Origin of the sequence: Ewingella sp. AOP8-B2-18 (genome assembly GCF_052376015.1) — a bacterium.
Taxonomy (GTDB): domain Bacteria; phylum Pseudomonadota; class Gammaproteobacteria; order Enterobacterales; family Enterobacteriaceae; genus Ewingella; species Ewingella allii.
Genome location: NZ_JBQSVB010000001.1, coordinates 906775 through 923068, shown reverse-complemented (window position 1 = coordinate 923068; position 16294 = coordinate 906775). Strand labels below are relative to the sequence as shown.

The following is a 16294-nucleotide window of genomic DNA, read 5'->3' as shown; positions in this document are numbered from 1 at the left end:
TGGGATCTCGGATGTTACTCATTAATAAAGTAGAGTGAATGTGCATGCCATAACATCCAATCATCGGCATGCTCTCTAATCGACTGTTCAATAATTTCTGGCATCTGCTGTTTTAATTGCCTGGCCTGCATCGGCGGATAAATCTTTATCTTCACGCCCCCTTCATAATAGAGATGATAAAACACCACCTGGGCGGATATCGCACGTGACAACCTCACAATGCCATTATGTAATTTGGCCGGGCGTTGAAATAATTGGCACGCCAATTTAGAGGTTTGCCCTTGGTAAGCGCCAAGAGTGAATTCAGGGGTAATATCGGGGAACAATATAATATTACGATCACCCTGCGCCGCGCCCATCACAGAAGAGAGTAAGTTTCCGGCGATAACATTGCTCTGGTCATGAATCGAACAGTAATCAAGGTTCAACCCGCCTAGTGTCAGCTCTTCAGGTGAATGAACCTGCTCGCCAAAGGAGGCAATCACTGTGGCTTTACCAGGATAAACCCCGGCTGCCACCATGGTCGCCAGAATGTCCGACACCATATGGAGCGGAGCCAGCATCACTGGCTGTCCCTGTCGATGTAAGGGTTCAACCACTGCATTAAGTTGCACGGTGCAGGCAGCAATCTCTTGAAGAACCTGAGCATTACGCCCATAGGTCGCGGCTTTCACCAGCCACTCGCGGCGCTGGGTTAACCAGATATAATCAAGGGGTTTACTGTCTTGCAGCAAGGACGCTTTATTCGCCCGCGCAACCTCGGCCCGCAGCCTGAGCCCACGTCCGGTCATGCCTAACGTTCGACTCATGTGCGGTAAAATGAAAAGCCAGCGATAGCGAATATACCGCAGTAAAAAATAGCTAATTCGCGTCCCAATACGCGGAAAGAGATCACCCACTCGCCGAAAATAAGTGGCAAGATTCATCCAGGCTAATAAGCATCGCAACAGCAGGAGTTTCATTACTGCTCCAGCGGACGGTCTGTATTCAGCAAGGATAATAACTGGTCAGCAAATTCAGGGAATGAACGATCCTGAATCGCTACCCACTTCTTAGCAACGATAAAAGTCGGTGTGACGGTGATATTATAATCGCGGGTCAACTGGGTCATATACGCCAGCTTCTCTTTCACGACAGGTGATTGGCGCGCTTTGTTGTATTCCGCCAGACTGATTTTGTTGCTTTTAAGCCAGGCTGTTAGCTGTGCGACATCACCTAAATCAATATTATCTTTATTGACTGCCTGATAAGCGCTATCACGATATTTGGCTTCTACGCCCATGGCATCAAGGGTGGCAAATACTGCGGCATAGCGCCCCAATCCGGACTGGTCGTCATAGCTTACATGCAAACGCACCAGCTTTTTCCCCGCAGGCAGTCGTTTTTCAAGCTGTTGGATATTTTCTTCATTCGATGCACAGTAATGGCAACCATAAGAGAGGATTTCAATAATATCCTGCCCATCTTCAATGATGCTGTTGGTGACGTTATCTGTACTGAGCGATGTTAATAAATCTTGAGAGGATTGTTCGTTTTTATTTAAAACAAACTGGTGAAAATAGGCCGTAGTGATCAAGGCAGAAATGACCGCAATGAAAATCGTATATAAGGTAACGGAGATTATTTTTTTACGCATGGTCCACTCAATCCTTGAGTATAGTGAGATAATTAAAAAAATGGGTACAAAGTTATAACTAACAATGTACCCAACTGACTAAATCAACTTATCGACTCATCAGTTTGCTAAACAGTTTGAACCCGAGCTAACGGTCATTTTCTTGTTGATAACACCGTGCTTATCAGTACAGGTTTTTACAGAATAGCATGCGACTTTACCGTTAGGGCCCATACTCTGCTCATAGGTGTTGTTGCAATAGCTTTTAAAAGTACCGCCAACGATGGTAGCTGCTTGTGACATAGTCATCTTTTTCATGGGTAATTTCCTTATATATAGTCAATTGTTACTGCTACATTTATTGGTTAACAATAACCAATATCCTTTTTTTCCTCTGTTAATTAAAATGAGGAAATATGTTCAAAGATAACAAGAAGAGTTATTGATAACGCTAATAACCTCTTGATGCGGCGCAGTATAACGACAGCATTTTAATGGAGCAATACTTTGGAAAGCGTATTTGCTAATAAAACCACATACATTAAATGCCTTTAATTGGGATATTTCTCGGTTATATATTCCAAGCATCGTGCATAAGAAACTCATGAGAATGAAATTCTTAGAAATTAAACAGTAGAGGCAATTATTTCTCGCTTAGAATTAACTAAGAAAAAAGGATCATTGGTTTAGATTTATTCTAATAAGCCGGGTAACTATTTTTTGAGAAAAAATGATTAAGCTGCGCTAAAGATCGCTATTACTGACTCCATCCGTTTGCCCAGAATACAAACGGATGGAATAAGGGAGGTAGAGATAAGAGAGGAAGGCGTGGATTTAGAAGCCCAAACTGTCCAACAAGTCATCAACTTGTTCTTGGGAAGCCACCACGCCGACGCCTTCTGTATTGAGTTGCGGGCCATTCAACAGACTGTCGTTTTCACGCTTGGCTTTAATGTTCTGCTCAGGAATGTTATCCATCAGCACGGACAGCAGCTGATTCTCAATCTCTTGGACCACGGTCATCATGCGTTTGATAACTTGCCCGGTTAAGTCCTGGAAGTCCTGCGCCATCATGATTTCCAACAACTGCGCATTGGTAAAACTGGTGTGCTCAGGAACTTCTTTCAGATAGCTGCGGGTATCCGTCACCAGCTCACGAGCATCGGACAGCTCGATTGGGTTTTCGAACCACTCGTCCCAGCGCGCATCCAGTTTCTTCGCCGCAGATTCAAGTTTGTTTTGGCGCGGTTGCGCCGCTTCAACACAGTTTAAAGCACGTTCTGCCGCCTGAGCGGTCATGGTGACAACGTAATCCAGACGATCGCGAGCATCAGGAATGGCTTCCGCTGCCTGGGCGATGGCTTGATCAAGCCCCAATTCGCGCATACTGTCGCGCAACATGCGTGTCAGTTGCCCAATCCGGGCGATAATATCGCCCGCGGTTGCTGCATCGTTTGCAGGCATTGTCATTCCTGGAGGAAGTAAGTCAGCCATATCTGCTCCTACATGCCTAGTTTTTCAAAAATTTTGCCGAGCTTCTCTTCCAGAGTCGCGGCAGTAAATGGCTTAACGACATAGCCACTGGCGCCAGCCTGAGCGGCTGCCACAATGTTCTCTTTCTTGGCTTCTGCGGTGACCATTAGCACCGGCATTTTTGCCAATGCGGCGTCGGCGCGGATAGTTTTCAGCAGATCAAGACCGTCCATGTTTGGCATGTTCCAGTCAGACACCACGAAGTCGAAACCACCGGCACGCAATTTGTTCAGTGCATCAACGCCATCCTCGGCTTCTTCCACATTCTGGAAACCAAGTTCTTTCAGCAGGTTGCGTACGATGCGGCGCATAGTTGAAAAGTCATCTACCACCAGAAAACGCAGATTTGGATCGGCCATGTTTTAGTGCTCCTAAATTGTGCTGCTTCATCACCCTAGCGGGATGAAAAATTAAATACGTAAAGCCTGTCCGGCTGATATTTGTGCCAGCATGCGCTGGCTTATTTGGCTGAGATCCACCACCTCGTTGACCCCACCGGAGGCGATCGCCTCGCGGGGCATCCCGAACACCACACAACTGGCTTCGTTTTGTGCCAGGGTATAGGCCCCGGCGCGGTGCATCTCCAGCATGCCGGCAGCGCCGTCATTGCCCATTCCTGTCAGGATCACCCCAACAGCATTGCGTCCGGCGAATTGCGCCACCGAACGGAATAACACGTCAACCGACGGACGATGGCGATTCACCGCCGGGCCGTCGTTTAACTTAACCTGATAGTTTGCCCCGCTGCGGGTCAGCTCCATATGCCTGTCCCCCGGCGCGATGTAAGCATGTCCCGGCAGCACACGCTCGCCGTCTTCCGCCTCTTTCACCGTGATTTGGCAAAGCTTGTTCAGCCGGTCAGCAAAAGAGCGGGTAAACCCAGGCGGCATATGCTGAGTGATCATCAGTGCCGGGCAGGTCGGCGGCAACGGCTGTAACACGTGGCGAATCGCCTCGGTCCCGCCGGTAGATGAGCCAATGGCAATTAACTTCTCACTACTGAGCAGCGGCGTATGGCTCAGCATGCGCGGCATATCAGCATTGACGTTCTTATTCAGCCGCGCCTTTGACGCCGTGCGGATCTTGTCGGCAATCAGTTCGCTATAGGCCAGCATGCCTTCTCGGATCCCCAACTGCGGCTTGGTGACAAAATCAATGGCCCCCAGCTCCAGCGCCCGTAAGGTAATTTCCGACCCCTGCCCGGTTAAAGAAGAAACCATCACCACCGGCATCGGGCGCAGGCGCATCAATTTTTCGAGAAAATCCAGTCCGTCCATGCGCGGCATTTCGACGTCAAGCGTCAAAACCTGCGGATTGAATTTTTTTATCAGGTCGCGCGCAACCAGCGGATCAGGCGCGGTTGCCACCATTTCCATATCCGGATGACTGTTGATAATTTCGGTCATCAACTGCCGCATCAACGCCGAGTCATCGACACTCAACACTCTGATTTTATTCATTACCTCTCCTTGGCGAGACCGTAAACAGTTTGGCCACGCAAATAAAATTCCCGGCTAATCTGGCTGAAGTTTTCGGAATGTCCGGCAAACATCAGGCCGCCCGGTTTTAGTAACGGAACAAATCGGCGTAAGATTTTTTCCTGCGTCTGTTTGTCGAAGTAGATCATCACGTTCCGACAAAAAATCGCATCAAATGGCCCATTAAGCTGCCAATGGCCAGCCAGCAAGTTGATCTGCTGAAAAGCCACCATTTGCGCCAGCTCCGGGCGAACGCGCACCAACCCACTGTGCGGGCCTGTGCCTTTCAGGAAGAACTTTTGCATCTGCTGGGCACTGAGCGTGCGCAACTCTTCCTGACGGTAGACGCCAGCAACGGCCTTCTCTAATACCTGCGTATCAATGTCGCTGGCATGAATGCTGCAACTGGCCATTCTTGGCCCCAGTGCTTCACTCAGGGTCATGGCGATGGAGTAAGGCTCTTCCCCGGTTGAGGCGGCGGTACTCCAGACGCTGTAATTGTTCGGCCGAGAGCGAGCATGTTCAGCGAGAATAGGAAAATGATGAGCTTCGCGAAAAAAAGCCGTCAGGTTGGTGGTTAAAGCATTAATAAATGCCTGCCATTCGGCGCTATTCGCATCACTTTCCAGCATCGCCAGATACTGGCCAAAATCATTAATTCCTAGAATTCGCAATCGACGAACCAGTCGGTTGTAAACCATCTCTCTTTTGTGATCCGCCAGAACGATACCGGCGCGCTGATAGATAAGCTCACTGATACGGCGAAAATGGATGTCCGACAGCGGTAGCCGTTGGATCATTTGCGCCATAATTGACGCGTTATCCGGAACATGGTTTGAATTAGGAGCACTCATAATGCGGACTCCTTAAACGACAGATTCTGTTGCTGTTGCCCAAATGGCTTTCCCTACTCTCATTACCGACGCATCAGAGGCGGAAACCGCCCCTGTCATGCTATTGCTACTGTTAAATGCTCAATGACTTACTGCTTAGAAGGTTTCCCAGTTTTCAGTCAGGTTGTTGCTAGCGGCACCTTTGCCAGCTGGCGAGGAAGAAAGATTTGGCGTTAGCAAAGGTTGACGAGCCGAGGTAGTGGTCGGGCGAACGACATTCACCTGATGCTGGCCAAGGCTGAATACCGCCACGGACTGCGTCAACAGGCTTGCCTGCTCTTCTAACGCCGCGGAGGCCGAGGCTGATTCTTCAACCAACGCGGCGTTCTGCTGGGTTACGCGGTCCATTTCGGTAATGGCCTGCGCCACTTGCTCGATGCCACGGCTCTGTTCATCAGAAGCAGAGGTGATTTCGCCCATAATGTCGGTCACGCGGGTGACGGCGCTGACCATATCACTCATGGTTTCACCGGCGCTTTCGGCCAGAACGGAACCGGTATTAATGCGGCTTACCGAGTCATCAATCAGGCCTTTAATCTCTTTCGCCGCCTGAGCGCTGCGCTGCGCCAGACTGCGCACTTCCCCAGCAACCACGGCAAATCCGCGGCCTTGCTCACCGGCGCGGGCAGCTTCAACCGCCGCGTTCAGTGCAAGAATGTTTGTCTGGAAAGCAATACCGTCGATAACGCCGGTAATGTCGGTAATTTTCTTCGAACTAGCGGCGATATCGCTCATGGTTTGCACCACGTTAGACACCACTTTGCCGCCCTTCTGCGCCGTTTTGGAGGCACTTAGTGCAAGCTGGCTCGCCTGGCGCGCGTTTTCGGCGTTTTGTTTCACCGTCGCGGTCAGTTGCTCCATGCTGGCGGCCGTTTCTTCCAAAGAAGACGCCTGCTGTTCGGTGCGTGAAGAGAGATCGTTGTTACCCGCAGAGATTTCACTGGCGCCGCTATAGATAGCGTCCGCGCCCTGACGCACGCCAGACACCGTGCGGATCAACTCGCTTTGCATGTCTTTGATGCTTTCAGCCAGCAGACCAATTTCGTTACGGCTTTCCACCGTCACTTCCTGCGTCAAGTCGCCGCGAGCAATGTGCTGAATGCTTTCCACCAGTGAACGCAGTGGGTGAACCAACACGCGCTGCACGCCGAACCACGCCAGGCCGATAAACAGCACCAGCACCGTCAGGATCACACCCAGCACCCAAAGTGAGCTGCTAAAGGAGTTTTCGCTGACGTTAACCGCGTGGTTATACAGTTTGTCGTTTTGGTCGATATAGTTGACGAATGCTTTCTCAAATCCGTCCTGATATTGCTGGGTCGGCTGTTCGAAGAAGTCATTGATGCGTCCCAAGCCGATAAGGTCAATCAGCTCGCTCAGCGCGCCGTTAAGAACGTCATAATTCTTTTTAATATCAGCCGCTAATGCCGGATTTTGGCTCGCATCGCTAGGAATTTTTTGATATTTGGCGTAGTGCTCGCCGGCAACTTTCAAATCCTTTTGCGCGACGTCGATAAGCTCTTTAACTGTCGCCCCACTCCCCATTTGGTTGGCATCGAGCATAAAGCGAATGCCCGCGCGGTTGAGTGTGTTACGGGTTTGCAGAAGATAAATCCAACTGGCATTTAACTCAGCCTGTTGCACACGAATTTGCTGCGAAGTGGCGAAGTTATCTTTATCGGTTTTAAGCGATTTGAAGAACAGCCCACCAGAAACCAACTGTAACGCCCCAAAGACCACCAGTAAGACAACGATGGCCGTGACCACTTTCATACGCTTAAACATCATGTTGTGCCTTTTTCCATTAATTCATCTACAGAGGGTTATCGGCAGGGCGATGTATAACTTGAGAGCGGTTTTGTAAAACCGCTTAAAACGAGTTCACGGTCAAGGTCAAAACCTTGCTGTTTCAGTGGAGTGCTATTGTGCTCCTCCCCCTGGCAAGGGGGAGGCTGGGAGGGGGTATTGCATAAAAGTCAGCGGGTTAAAGTAAATTCGAGTTAGGTTTACTCCTTCTCTTCTCAGAGGAGAAGGCTGGGATGAGGAGTGGTTTAACTCAACACTCAATGCGGCAAACCCCACACCCCACCTGACCTCCCCTCATGAAAGAGGAGAGATAAAACCAAGCTAAATCAAGCTTTTGCCACACTTTCTACCAGTGCCATTTCTTCGCTGCTCAGCAACTTCTCGATGTCGACCAAAATCAACATCCGATCGCCCAGTGAACCAAGGCCCGTTAAGTATTCGGTAGAAAGCGTCACCGCGAACTCTGGCGCAGGGCGAATTTGCTCCTGAGTCAGCGACAGCACGTCAGACACGCCGTCAACCACAATACCCACTACCCGGTTTTCGAAGTTCAGCACGATAACCACGGTGTTTTCATTATATTCAACGTTCTGCTGGGCGAACTTAACCCGCAGGTCGATAATTGGAACGATGACGCCGCGCAGGTTGGTGACGCCCTTGATGAATGCTGGCGTGTTGGCGATACGGGTTACCTGATCGTAACCACGGATCTCCTGCACTTTGAGAATATCGATACCGTATTCTTCATCACCCAGCGTAAAAATCAGGAATTCCTGTCCTACCGTTTCACCTGCCATTTTTGTCACGGTTGCAAGTCCGGCCATGTTATTCACCCTTCATCGTTCGGCTAAAATTGAGCCTCACCGGCGTCACCAGTGAGGGCTTTTTCGTTTTAAATTTTTATGCAACGGCCGAGTCGACGGCACGTTTGTCACGGTTAAGCGCCTGCAGGGCTGATACATCAACAATCAGCGCCACGCTGCCGTCGCCCAAAATGGTCGCGGCGGAAATCCCCGGTACTTTGCGATAGTTACTCTCGAGGTTTTTCACCACCACTTGATGCTGACCGATCAACTGATCCACCAGCAGCGCGTAGCGGCGTCCGGCACTTTGCAGGATCACCACGATGGCCTGCGTCGCCTCGGTTTTCGCCCCGGTCACGTCAAACACGTTGTACAACTCGACCAGCGGCAGATATTCGCCACGCACTTGCAGAACGCGCTCGCCACCGGCCAGCGGATGTAAGTCTTCAGCCAAAGGTTGCAGAGATTCCATCACCGCGTTTAATGGCAGGATAAACACCTCTTCGCCGACTTTGACGGACATACCGTCCAGAATCGCCAGCGTCAGCGGCAGAAGAATGCGGATGGTGGTGCCTTTACCCTGTTGAGAATGGATTTCAACGTGACCGCCCATCTCCTGGATATTTCGTTTCACCACGTCCATGCCCACGCCACGGCCTGAAACGTCAGTCACTTTTTCCGCAGTCGAGAAACCTGGCGCGAAGATAAGCATCCCGACTTCTTCATCACTCATATTGTCGTTGACGTTCATCCCCTGCGACGCGGCTTTGGCCAAAATCTTCTCGCGGTTCAGACCCGCACCGTCATCTACCACTTCAATGCAGATATTCCCGCCCTGATGTTCTGCGGAAAGGGTCAGATTGCCCGTCGGATGCTTGCCGTTGGCGATACGCACGTCGGGAGACTCCACGCCGTGGTCCAGACTGTTACGCACCAGGTGGGTTAATGGGTCGATGATTCTTTCGATCAGGCTCTTGTCCAGCTCGGTCGAACTGCCGAGCAGCGTCAATTCAATCTGCTTGTTCAGCTTGCTGGCAAGGTCACGGACAAGACGCGGGAAGCGACTGAAAACGTACTCCATCGGCATCATACGAATGGACATCACCGACTCTTGCAGGTCACGCGCGTTGCGCTCCAACTGCCCCATACTGTTGAGCAAATCGCTGTGGGCCACCGGGTCCAGCAGGTCAGAACGCTGGGCCAGCATAGACTGTGTTATGACCAATTCGCCGACTAAGTTAATCAGCTGATCCACCTTCTCAACCGCCACGCGGATGCTGGTTGATTCAGCGGCTTTTGGCGCGCGCGCTTTCGCCGGTGGCGCCGAGTCAGGCACGACAGCCAGAGCGGGCGCAGCGCGCGGCGCGGCTTCCTCAATTGGCGCGACAGGTTGCGCGGCCACGGCCTGTGGTTCAGCAACGGCCGGCTCGACGTCATTGGCGGCGGGCTGGCTAAAGCTGATTTGTTCAGGTTCGATAACAAAGCAAAGCACGGCGCTGATGTCGTCTTCGCTCAGCGTGGTGTTGAGGGTCGCTTCGACGCTATTCGCTGTCTGTACGGCGTCCTGCACCTCGCCAAGATTGCCCAGCTCTTCCAGCATCAGCGGCACTTCGGCCTCTTTCAAGCCAGAAAGCAGAATGCGTAAACCGCCGCTCGAGGCCGCCGTCGGCGCAGAGTTCACCGCCGCTGACTCCGTCACAACGTGAAGATCGACCGTCGGTGCGCCCTGCAGCTGTGCTTGAGCTTCAAGCGCCAGTTGGCGCAGCGCGGCGCAGATGTATTCGAAGCTTTCAGCATCAGGGTCCTGAGAGGATTTATAGGCGTCCAGTTGCTCCTGCATAATGTCTTTCGTTTCCAAAAACAGGTTGATGATGTCAGTGCTCAGGCTCATTTCTGCGCGTCGTGCACCGTCGAGCAGGTTTTCCAATAAATGGGTGGTTTCCTGCAGAACTGAGAATCCAAAGGTGGCGGCCCCGCCTTTAATCGAGTGCGCCGCGCGGAAAATCGCGTTGAGCTGCTCGATATCAGGCGTCTGGGGGTCAAGCAGCAACAGGTGTTGCTCCATATCCGCCAGCAGTTCGTCTGCTTCATCGAAAAACGTTTGGTAAAAATCACTAATATCCATGCTCACGTGATCACCTCTGCTGTGAATCGCGGCTTGCCGATGATGCCGGTTGCGCCGTAACGTCCGCCGCGGCAGGGATCGCCGTGGTTGGTCTGTTAGACGAAGAAGAACTTTCCGGAGTCACCGTCTCACTCTTGGGTTGTTGTTGTTCTTGTGAGGGCTGCGTCGGTAAAGATTGCCCTGATGTTGGTGGTGTTGTTGATTCTGTTGGCGGTTCCTTGGATGTCAGGTGCGGCGCGAAAGCCGATGACGCCTTGGCGCTTGGTGGCTCAAACGGGGCCGGAGCCTGAGTGTCACTGCCCGGAACCATCTTTTTCAATTCGCCCGCGTCGCTAATGGTGACGGCTTCACCCTCGCTGTTTTCGCGCTCGATGGCCTCTTCGGCATGTTTATTCAGCACTAAAATACTGATGCGACGGTTAATCGCGTCGCCGGACGGATGGTCTTTCAGCTGCATGGTGGAACCCATGCCCATCACGCGCAGCACTTTGCCTTCGCTCAGGCCACCGGCGGTTAATTCACGGCGCGAGGCGTTGGCGCGATCGGTCGACAGTTCCCAGTTGCTGTAGCCGCGTTCGCCCATGGCGTACGGCATATCATCGGTATGACCGGCGAGGCTTATCTTGTTGGGAAAATCATCCAGCACCGGAGCAATCGCCCGCAAGATATAGCGCATATAAGGCTCTACCGTGGCGCTGCCCAGTTGGAACATCGGGCGGTTCTGGCTATCGATAATCTGGATACGCAGCCCCTGCTCCGTGAGGTTAATCATCAGGTGCGGGCGCAAATCTTTCAGACGCGGATCGGAAATCAGCATCTGCTCTAGCTTCTCTTGCAGGCGCTGCAAATCACCGATTTCACGCTGGTCGCCCTGCGACTGGATCATCTTATGCACTTCGCCATCCTGCTGGGTTGGGTCATCCCCGCCGCCCGGAATCGGGCTGGTGGCGTCACTGCTGCGCGGACCATTGGTAATGGCCACGGCCAATGGCGTACGGAAGTATTCAGCAATCTGCACCAGCTCTTTCGGGCTGGAAATGGAGATAAGCCACATCACCAGGAAGAATGCCATCATCGCCGTCATAAAGTCGGCATAAGCAATCTTCCACGACCCGCCGTGATGCCCGCCGCCGTGCTTGGCCTTTTTCCTGCGCACCACAACGATGGGATGACTCTGATGCTTCATACGTTTTCTTCTTCCGCTTGCTTGTTAGGCGATTTGACCTGACGAACGTGATCTTCGAGTTCGACGAATGAAGGACGCTCGGAGGTGTAAAGCGTTTTACGACCAAACTCGACGGCAATCTGCGGCGCATAGCCATTCAGGCTTGAAAGCAAAGTCACTTTGATGCACTGCATCATCTTGGTGTTCTCAGCACATTTCTGACGCAACACTGCTGCCAGCGGGGAGACAAAGCCGTAGGCCAGCAAAATACCAAGGAAGGTGCCGACCATCGCGTGGGCAATCAAAGCACCCAACTCAGCCGCCGGACGGTCTGCGGCGGCCAGGGTATGAACAATCCCCATGACCGCGGCCACGATGCCGAACGCTGGGAGTGAATCTCCCACCAGCGCTAGACTGTTGGCGGGCACTTCGCTCTCTTGCTCGTAGGTTTCAATCTCTTCATCCATCAACGCTTCGATTTCAAAAGCATTCATGTTGCCGCTGACCATCAGGCGTAAATAGTCCGTGAGAAATTCCACCAAATGTTTATCGGCAAGAATGCGCGGATAATTAGTGAAAATGTCGCTTTCCTGCGGATTATCGATGTCGTTTTCCAGCGATAGCATCCCCTGTTGGCGCGATTTGGCGAGTAAACGATAGAGCAGCGCCATCAGATCCATATACAGCGCCTTGCTGTAACGCGATGCGCGGAACAGTTTCGGCAGTGCGCGAAGCGTTGATTTGATGGCTTTGCCGTTGTTACCAACCAGAAACGCACCAATACCGGCGCCGCCGATGATCAGCAGTTCTGCGGGCTGATAAAGCGCGCCCAGCTCGCCGCCAACCAGCATGAAGCCGCCAAAGACTGAGCCCAGGACCACGATGTAACCGATGAGTACTAGCACGATAATTCCTTAATTCGATGTGGCTTTTGGGTATAGGCCAGACCAGGGAAAGCGCGCTTGAGGAGAGAATTGAGGTTTTTGTATCGTCAGGAGACAATAAAAAACGATCGGGGATGTTGGGGAGGTATTGTAAAGAGTGGCATTTCACCACTCTTTATCATCACGTTACCTGTCGCACTCTGCTGCCCACATCATCTCAAACTGCGCGCTTGACCTTTTCGTCCAGCTCTTGAGATGTACTATCGGCAGCTTCCGGGGAAAGTTTACGTTTTTTTACTGCTCGTGAAGGTGGTTGGCAAAGACTGCACACAAAACCGTGACGTGGCTGATGTGCATGGGTAATAAAAGAACCATCGCAGCAGTTGCAAGAAGAGAGTTGCAGCATGCCGCTGTCAACAAATCGAACCAATGTCCACGCACGGGTCAGGGCCAAAATCGGCGCTTCACCCGGCTGCTCTGGACACTGCTCCAGATACAGACGATATGCCTTGATAACCGCCTCAACGCCATTGCAATGCCCGCTCTTCATCAGGAAGGTGTAGGCGTTGTAGAACATCGAGGAGTGAATGTTTTGTTCCCACGTCATGAACCAATCGGTGGAGAACGGCAACATCCCTTTCGGTGGAGGGCTACCACGCAGCTCTTTGTAGAGTTTAATTAACCGACCACGGCTAAGCTGCGTTTCGCTTTCCAGCATCTGTAAACGGGCACCCAGCGAAATCAATTCCATCGCTAACTGAATATCCCGCGCTTCCTGAACAATACTTTTTTCGACGGGTTTGGCCGAAGCCTCTCTCGGTGTCGATGGTGCTTTTATCAGGGACATAGTTATGCCCTTTTCTTAGAGGCGCTGCTGTCTTTAGCTGAAAGCCCTTTCAGCAAATGGCTAGACAACAGAATACCTGTGTGGATTTGCTGTAAATCATCCACTCGCGACTCTTGCGTCAAACGCTCAATCGTCTTGCTGTCGTCGAAACGAAACTGGCACAGCAACTGATTCGTTTCAGCTAACTTCACCATTTGCGGCAAAGTCAGGCCAGCTAACGCGTCAGCCATGACATCGTCGATCCCCAACCGGAACATCGCGGAAGCCTTTTCGTCGTTTATTAACCGCTGTGCTAACAGCAAATATGACAGATTGATGTCATAAATATGTTTAAGCAATTCTGACATGCTTGTTTACCCCATACCGTCAGCTATGAATTCATAACTGGTTGATAGATATAATCACTGCTTGGTTTTTTAGTCCGACAGAGTATTTTTTTACTATCAAAACAATTGGCTCATTGGACGATGAACATCACATTTCATTTTTTCAAAGAAATGTTTGCGAGGACAAAACAGGTTTATCTCGCGGTTTTATATTCACCGCCAATACAAAGTAGTTCCTGATGTAAACTATAAATGTGACAATTTCACGGCTAATTAAATTTAATAATTTATCAGTTGTAGCTTTTCGGCAGGGTCCGTTGCTGTGATTGCGTGTCATTCAGTGAAACGCTTTTACATACATTATTAGGATTAATCTTAATACGACGCAAATGTAACCCCGAATCATTAGCACATACAATCTAGGCCTCAGCGAATTTTGGATAAAGTGTGATGCAGATCACAAAAATAAAACTTATTTTTATCCAAAAAGAGTGATTTGGGTAAAAAATCAGCTCAAAATTTAACCAAAAGTAAAAATGCATCTTAAAATCCCTTCTCAGCCCCGTTTTTTCATTCATTTTTAGATCATTTTGTACAACTTCTAATTAAAGCGAAATTAACCATACAAAAACATGATTAACACATTTTATTTAGATTTATAATCTACATTTAAGACCTGAATTAGCAATAAATCCAGATTGACTGAAAAATAACTTTTTATTCAAAAATGGCTAGATTGAGTGCTGTTTAGGAAGGTTTTTCAGGGTAAATCTGGGATAAACGAGGGGATTGCGTCAGTAAGTACGGCTTTATAAGCGTATAAAGTCAAGGTGTGTAACAAATAATTTTTGCAGCAGAAAACCTTCTGCCCTCAGGGAGGATACAGAAGTGGCGGTAAAGTGAGTGGCCCAATGTAGGGGCAAGAGAGGTATCGGCACCGAAAACAAAAACTTTAGCGCCGAATACATAAGGTGGTTTATGCCAGCAAAGAGTAAAAGCTCAGACCAGTCTTAGGATTTTTATTATTAAGGCATCATAAGGCATGGGGTTTTAGGTCCAAAAAGTGCTAGCAGAAGCGTAGCCAAGGGCGGTGAAAATTTATTTCGCAGAGTAATAGTAAAGAAGAATTAAAATATCCATCACCAATTTGTCATCTAAAGAGTTATTAAAACCCTCCAATATCGATCAAAAAATAATTAAAAGCTCAACTGAAAACGTTAACAGCTAAGTTTTATCACCCTATTTACTCTTATTAATCGGTTTTCTTTATTTATAAACCCAAAAAAAACCCTCTGCTTTTAAGAGGGTTTTCCGATTGATTAGCTTGCGGCAGATTAGCTAACCGGCATCATTTCAGGATCTGGGTATTGATACTCGAAACCCAACTCTTTGCAGATGAGGCTGCCGTCGATCAGCTTGCCGCTCGGCTGCCCTTCAGCAACTTCAGCAAACTGCGGTTCCGTAAGCCCAAGCTGGCGAGCAAAGGCAGGATAGAAATGACGTTTTTGGGTATGCACCGGCGCGCACAAATTATAAGTATGTCCGCCCTTCGGCAAGCCGAGCAGAAGAGTGATGGCCTGAATAACATCATCCTGATGGACCAAGTTGACGCCATCGTCCCCGCCCTGTACGTCGGTCTTGCCGGCAAGGAAGCGTCCCGGATGACGATCCGCGCCCACCAGCCCCGCCAGTCTAAGTACATCAACCGAGGTATTAGGCAAGCGATGGAACCAGTTTTCCAGCTCCTCAAGCACTCTGCCGCTTGGCGTTACCGGACGCAGCGGTGAGTTCTCACGCATGGTTCCCGTGCCATCACCATAGACAGATGTCGAGCTAGTAAAGATGATGCGGCCAACATTGTACGCCAGCGCGCTGTCCACCAGCTGCTGAACCGCCTGAAAATAGAGCTCACTGCCCTCCACCGTCCGGCGCGCCGGCAAGGTGATGATCAGCGCGTCGACATTTAATAGTACATCCAGATCGGCCGCTTCACACTCCATCTCCGGCTTAAAGACCAGAGGGAAACAGTTGATACCACACATGCGCGCGGCGTCGACGCCGTCCGGCGTGGTCTTACTGCCGACAACCTCATACCCCTTCATGGCCAGAGACATTGCGAGTGGCATACCTAACCACCCCAACCCCACTATTGCGACTTTTTTCATTTATTACTCCATTCTGTTCGCGCCATGCGTTCCTGCATGATCAAGGCCGAAAAGTTCTCATCCCACTTAGTTTAACAATTTATGCCTGTTCATTCGTTCAGGCAATGTCGGAAGCTGTCAGCTTTTTCTTATAAATGTTACAGACTGGTTCTCCTACGCGATCATTCACGTTTTAGATGAAAGTAGCGCCGGTGATAAGAAAAATTTATCTTCCTAAAAAAAGGTTGCGTCGCGGCTACCTCATAGTTTAGTTTTATTGACACAAGAATTGATACGCGCTGTGAATGATACCTTTAATGGCATTGACGACGCAGTTAAAACACTAAGCACCACCAATAAGAGAAAGACTCATGACTAACGTTCTGTTCAACCACCATCATCACCATCACCCTGACTAGTCTTTCAGGCGTTTGGTGCTGGGAGACTGTTTAGATCTTCCAGTGGCGCAGAACCTAAAGAGAGCCCTCGGAAGATCAACTTCCGAGGGTTTTTTTTTGCCCCTCCCCTTCATAATTCAAGTTACAGGTGCGTTGGCTGCTTTTACTCACCCGAATCACTTACTTCAGTAAGCTCATCGGGATTCGCTCAATTGCCGCCTTCCTGTTACTCGAATTATTTTGGGGTAAAAAGAATTAAGCAAACACAACAAAATTA

At 50.2% G+C, this 16294-nt stretch carries 16 protein-coding genes and 1 other annotated feature; of the genes, 1 reads left to right on the top strand and 15 read right to left on the bottom strand.

Annotated features, from left to right (window positions below; translation table 11 throughout):
• Positions 1 to 14: 14 nt before the first annotated feature.
• The 15 genes from ACT3RR_RS04280 to ACT3RR_RS04210 all read right to left on the bottom strand — a co-directional run bounded on the left by ACT3RR_RS04280 (position 15) and on the right by ACT3RR_RS04210 (position 15640).
• Positions 15 to 962, bottom strand: coding sequence for an ABC transporter (locus tag ACT3RR_RS04280; protein WP_496199809.1), 948 nt, complete (start codon positions 960 to 962; stop codon positions 15 to 17).
• A complete protein-coding gene (locus ACT3RR_RS04275; RefSeq protein WP_496199808.1) occupies positions 962 to 1636 on the bottom strand; it encodes a DsbA family protein in 675 nt (224 codons plus the stop codon). The genes ACT3RR_RS04280 and ACT3RR_RS04275 overlap by 1 nt, the downstream gene beginning before the upstream one ends.
• 99 nt (positions 1637 to 1735) lie before the next feature.
• Positions 1736 to 1933, bottom strand: coding sequence for a DUF4762 family protein (locus ACT3RR_RS04270; protein WP_353501844.1), 198 nt, complete (start codon positions 1931 to 1933; stop codon positions 1736 to 1738).
• A gap of 516 nt (positions 1934 to 2449) precedes the next feature.
• Positions 2450 to 3079 (bottom strand): protein phosphatase CheZ, encoded by a 630-nt coding sequence (gene cheZ, locus ACT3RR_RS04265; RefSeq protein ID WP_496199807.1) that lies wholly within the window; start codon positions 3077 to 3079, stop codon positions 2450 to 2452.
• A gap of 38 nt (positions 3080 to 3117) precedes the next feature.
• Positions 3118 to 3507 carry a chemotaxis response regulator CheY gene (gene cheY / locus ACT3RR_RS04260; protein ID WP_100938303.1) on the bottom strand — a complete coding sequence of 130 codons (390 nt, stop codon included), beginning with the start codon at positions 3505 to 3507 and terminating at the stop codon, positions 3118 to 3120.
• A 51-nt stretch (positions 3508 to 3558) separates the two neighbouring features.
• Positions 3559 to 4608 carry a protein-glutamate methylesterase/protein-glutamine glutaminase gene (locus tag ACT3RR_RS04255; RefSeq protein ID WP_034789950.1) on the bottom strand — a complete coding sequence of 350 codons (1050 nt, stop codon included), beginning with the start codon at positions 4606 to 4608 and terminating at the stop codon, positions 3559 to 3561.
• Positions 4608 to 5480 carry a protein-glutamate O-methyltransferase CheR gene (gene cheR, locus ACT3RR_RS04250; RefSeq protein WP_437341997.1) on the bottom strand — a complete coding sequence of 291 codons (873 nt, stop codon included), beginning with the start codon at positions 5478 to 5480 and terminating at the stop codon, positions 4608 to 4610. The genes ACT3RR_RS04255 and cheR overlap by 1 nt, the downstream gene beginning before the upstream one ends.
• A 135-nt stretch (positions 5481 to 5615) precedes the next feature.
• Positions 5616 to 7304: a methyl-accepting chemotaxis protein gene (locus tag ACT3RR_RS04245; RefSeq protein ID WP_496199830.1), complete on the bottom strand. Its 1689-nt coding sequence runs from the start codon at positions 7302 to 7304 to the stop codon at positions 5616 to 5618.
• Between the two features lie 347 nt (positions 7305 to 7651).
• Positions 7652 to 8149, bottom strand: coding sequence for a chemotaxis protein CheW (gene cheW, locus ACT3RR_RS04240; RefSeq protein WP_034789926.1), 498 nt, complete (start codon positions 8147 to 8149; stop codon positions 7652 to 7654).
• Between the two features lie 76 nt (positions 8150 to 8225).
• Entirely contained in the window at positions 8226 to 10253 is a 2028-nt protein-coding gene (gene cheA / locus ACT3RR_RS04235; RefSeq protein ID WP_496199829.1) for a chemotaxis protein CheA, read from the bottom strand.
• A 10-nt stretch (positions 10254 to 10263) separates the two neighbouring features.
• Positions 10264 to 11439, bottom strand: coding sequence for a flagellar motor protein MotB (gene motB / locus ACT3RR_RS04230; protein ID WP_496199806.1), 1176 nt, complete (start codon positions 11437 to 11439; stop codon positions 10264 to 10266).
• Complete coding sequence (motA, locus tag ACT3RR_RS04225) at positions 11436 to 12323, bottom strand: flagellar motor stator protein MotA (protein WP_353501841.1); 888 nt, start codon at positions 12321 to 12323, stop codon at positions 11436 to 11438. The genes motB and motA overlap by 4 nt, the downstream gene beginning before the upstream one ends.
• A 196-nt stretch (positions 12324 to 12519) precedes the next feature.
• Positions 12520 to 13149 (bottom strand): flagellar transcriptional regulator FlhC, encoded by a 630-nt coding sequence (flhC, locus tag ACT3RR_RS04220; RefSeq protein ID WP_353501840.1) that lies wholly within the window; start codon positions 13147 to 13149, stop codon positions 12520 to 12522.
• Positions 13150 to 13151: 2 nt separating this feature from the next.
• Entirely contained in the window at positions 13152 to 13496 is a 345-nt protein-coding gene (gene flhD / locus ACT3RR_RS04215; RefSeq protein WP_353501839.1) for a flagellar transcriptional regulator FlhD, read from the bottom strand.
• 1313 nt (positions 13497 to 14809) lie between these two features.
• Positions 14810 to 15640, bottom strand: coding sequence for an SDR family oxidoreductase (locus ACT3RR_RS04210; RefSeq protein ID WP_353501838.1), 831 nt, complete (start codon positions 15638 to 15640; stop codon positions 14810 to 14812).
• Between the two features lie 350 nt (positions 15641 to 15990).
• On the opposite strand from ACT3RR_RS04210, the gene hisL reads away from it, so the two are divergent.
• On the top strand, positions 15991 to 16038 hold the full coding sequence (gene hisL, locus ACT3RR_RS04205; RefSeq protein ID WP_128124630.1) for a his operon leader peptide: 48 nt from the start codon (positions 15991 to 15993) through the stop codon (positions 16036 to 16038).
• Positions 16014 to 16136, top strand: a sequence feature (His leader region). Its footprint overlaps the gene before it by 25 nt.
• Positions 16137 to 16294: the final 158 nt, after the last annotated feature.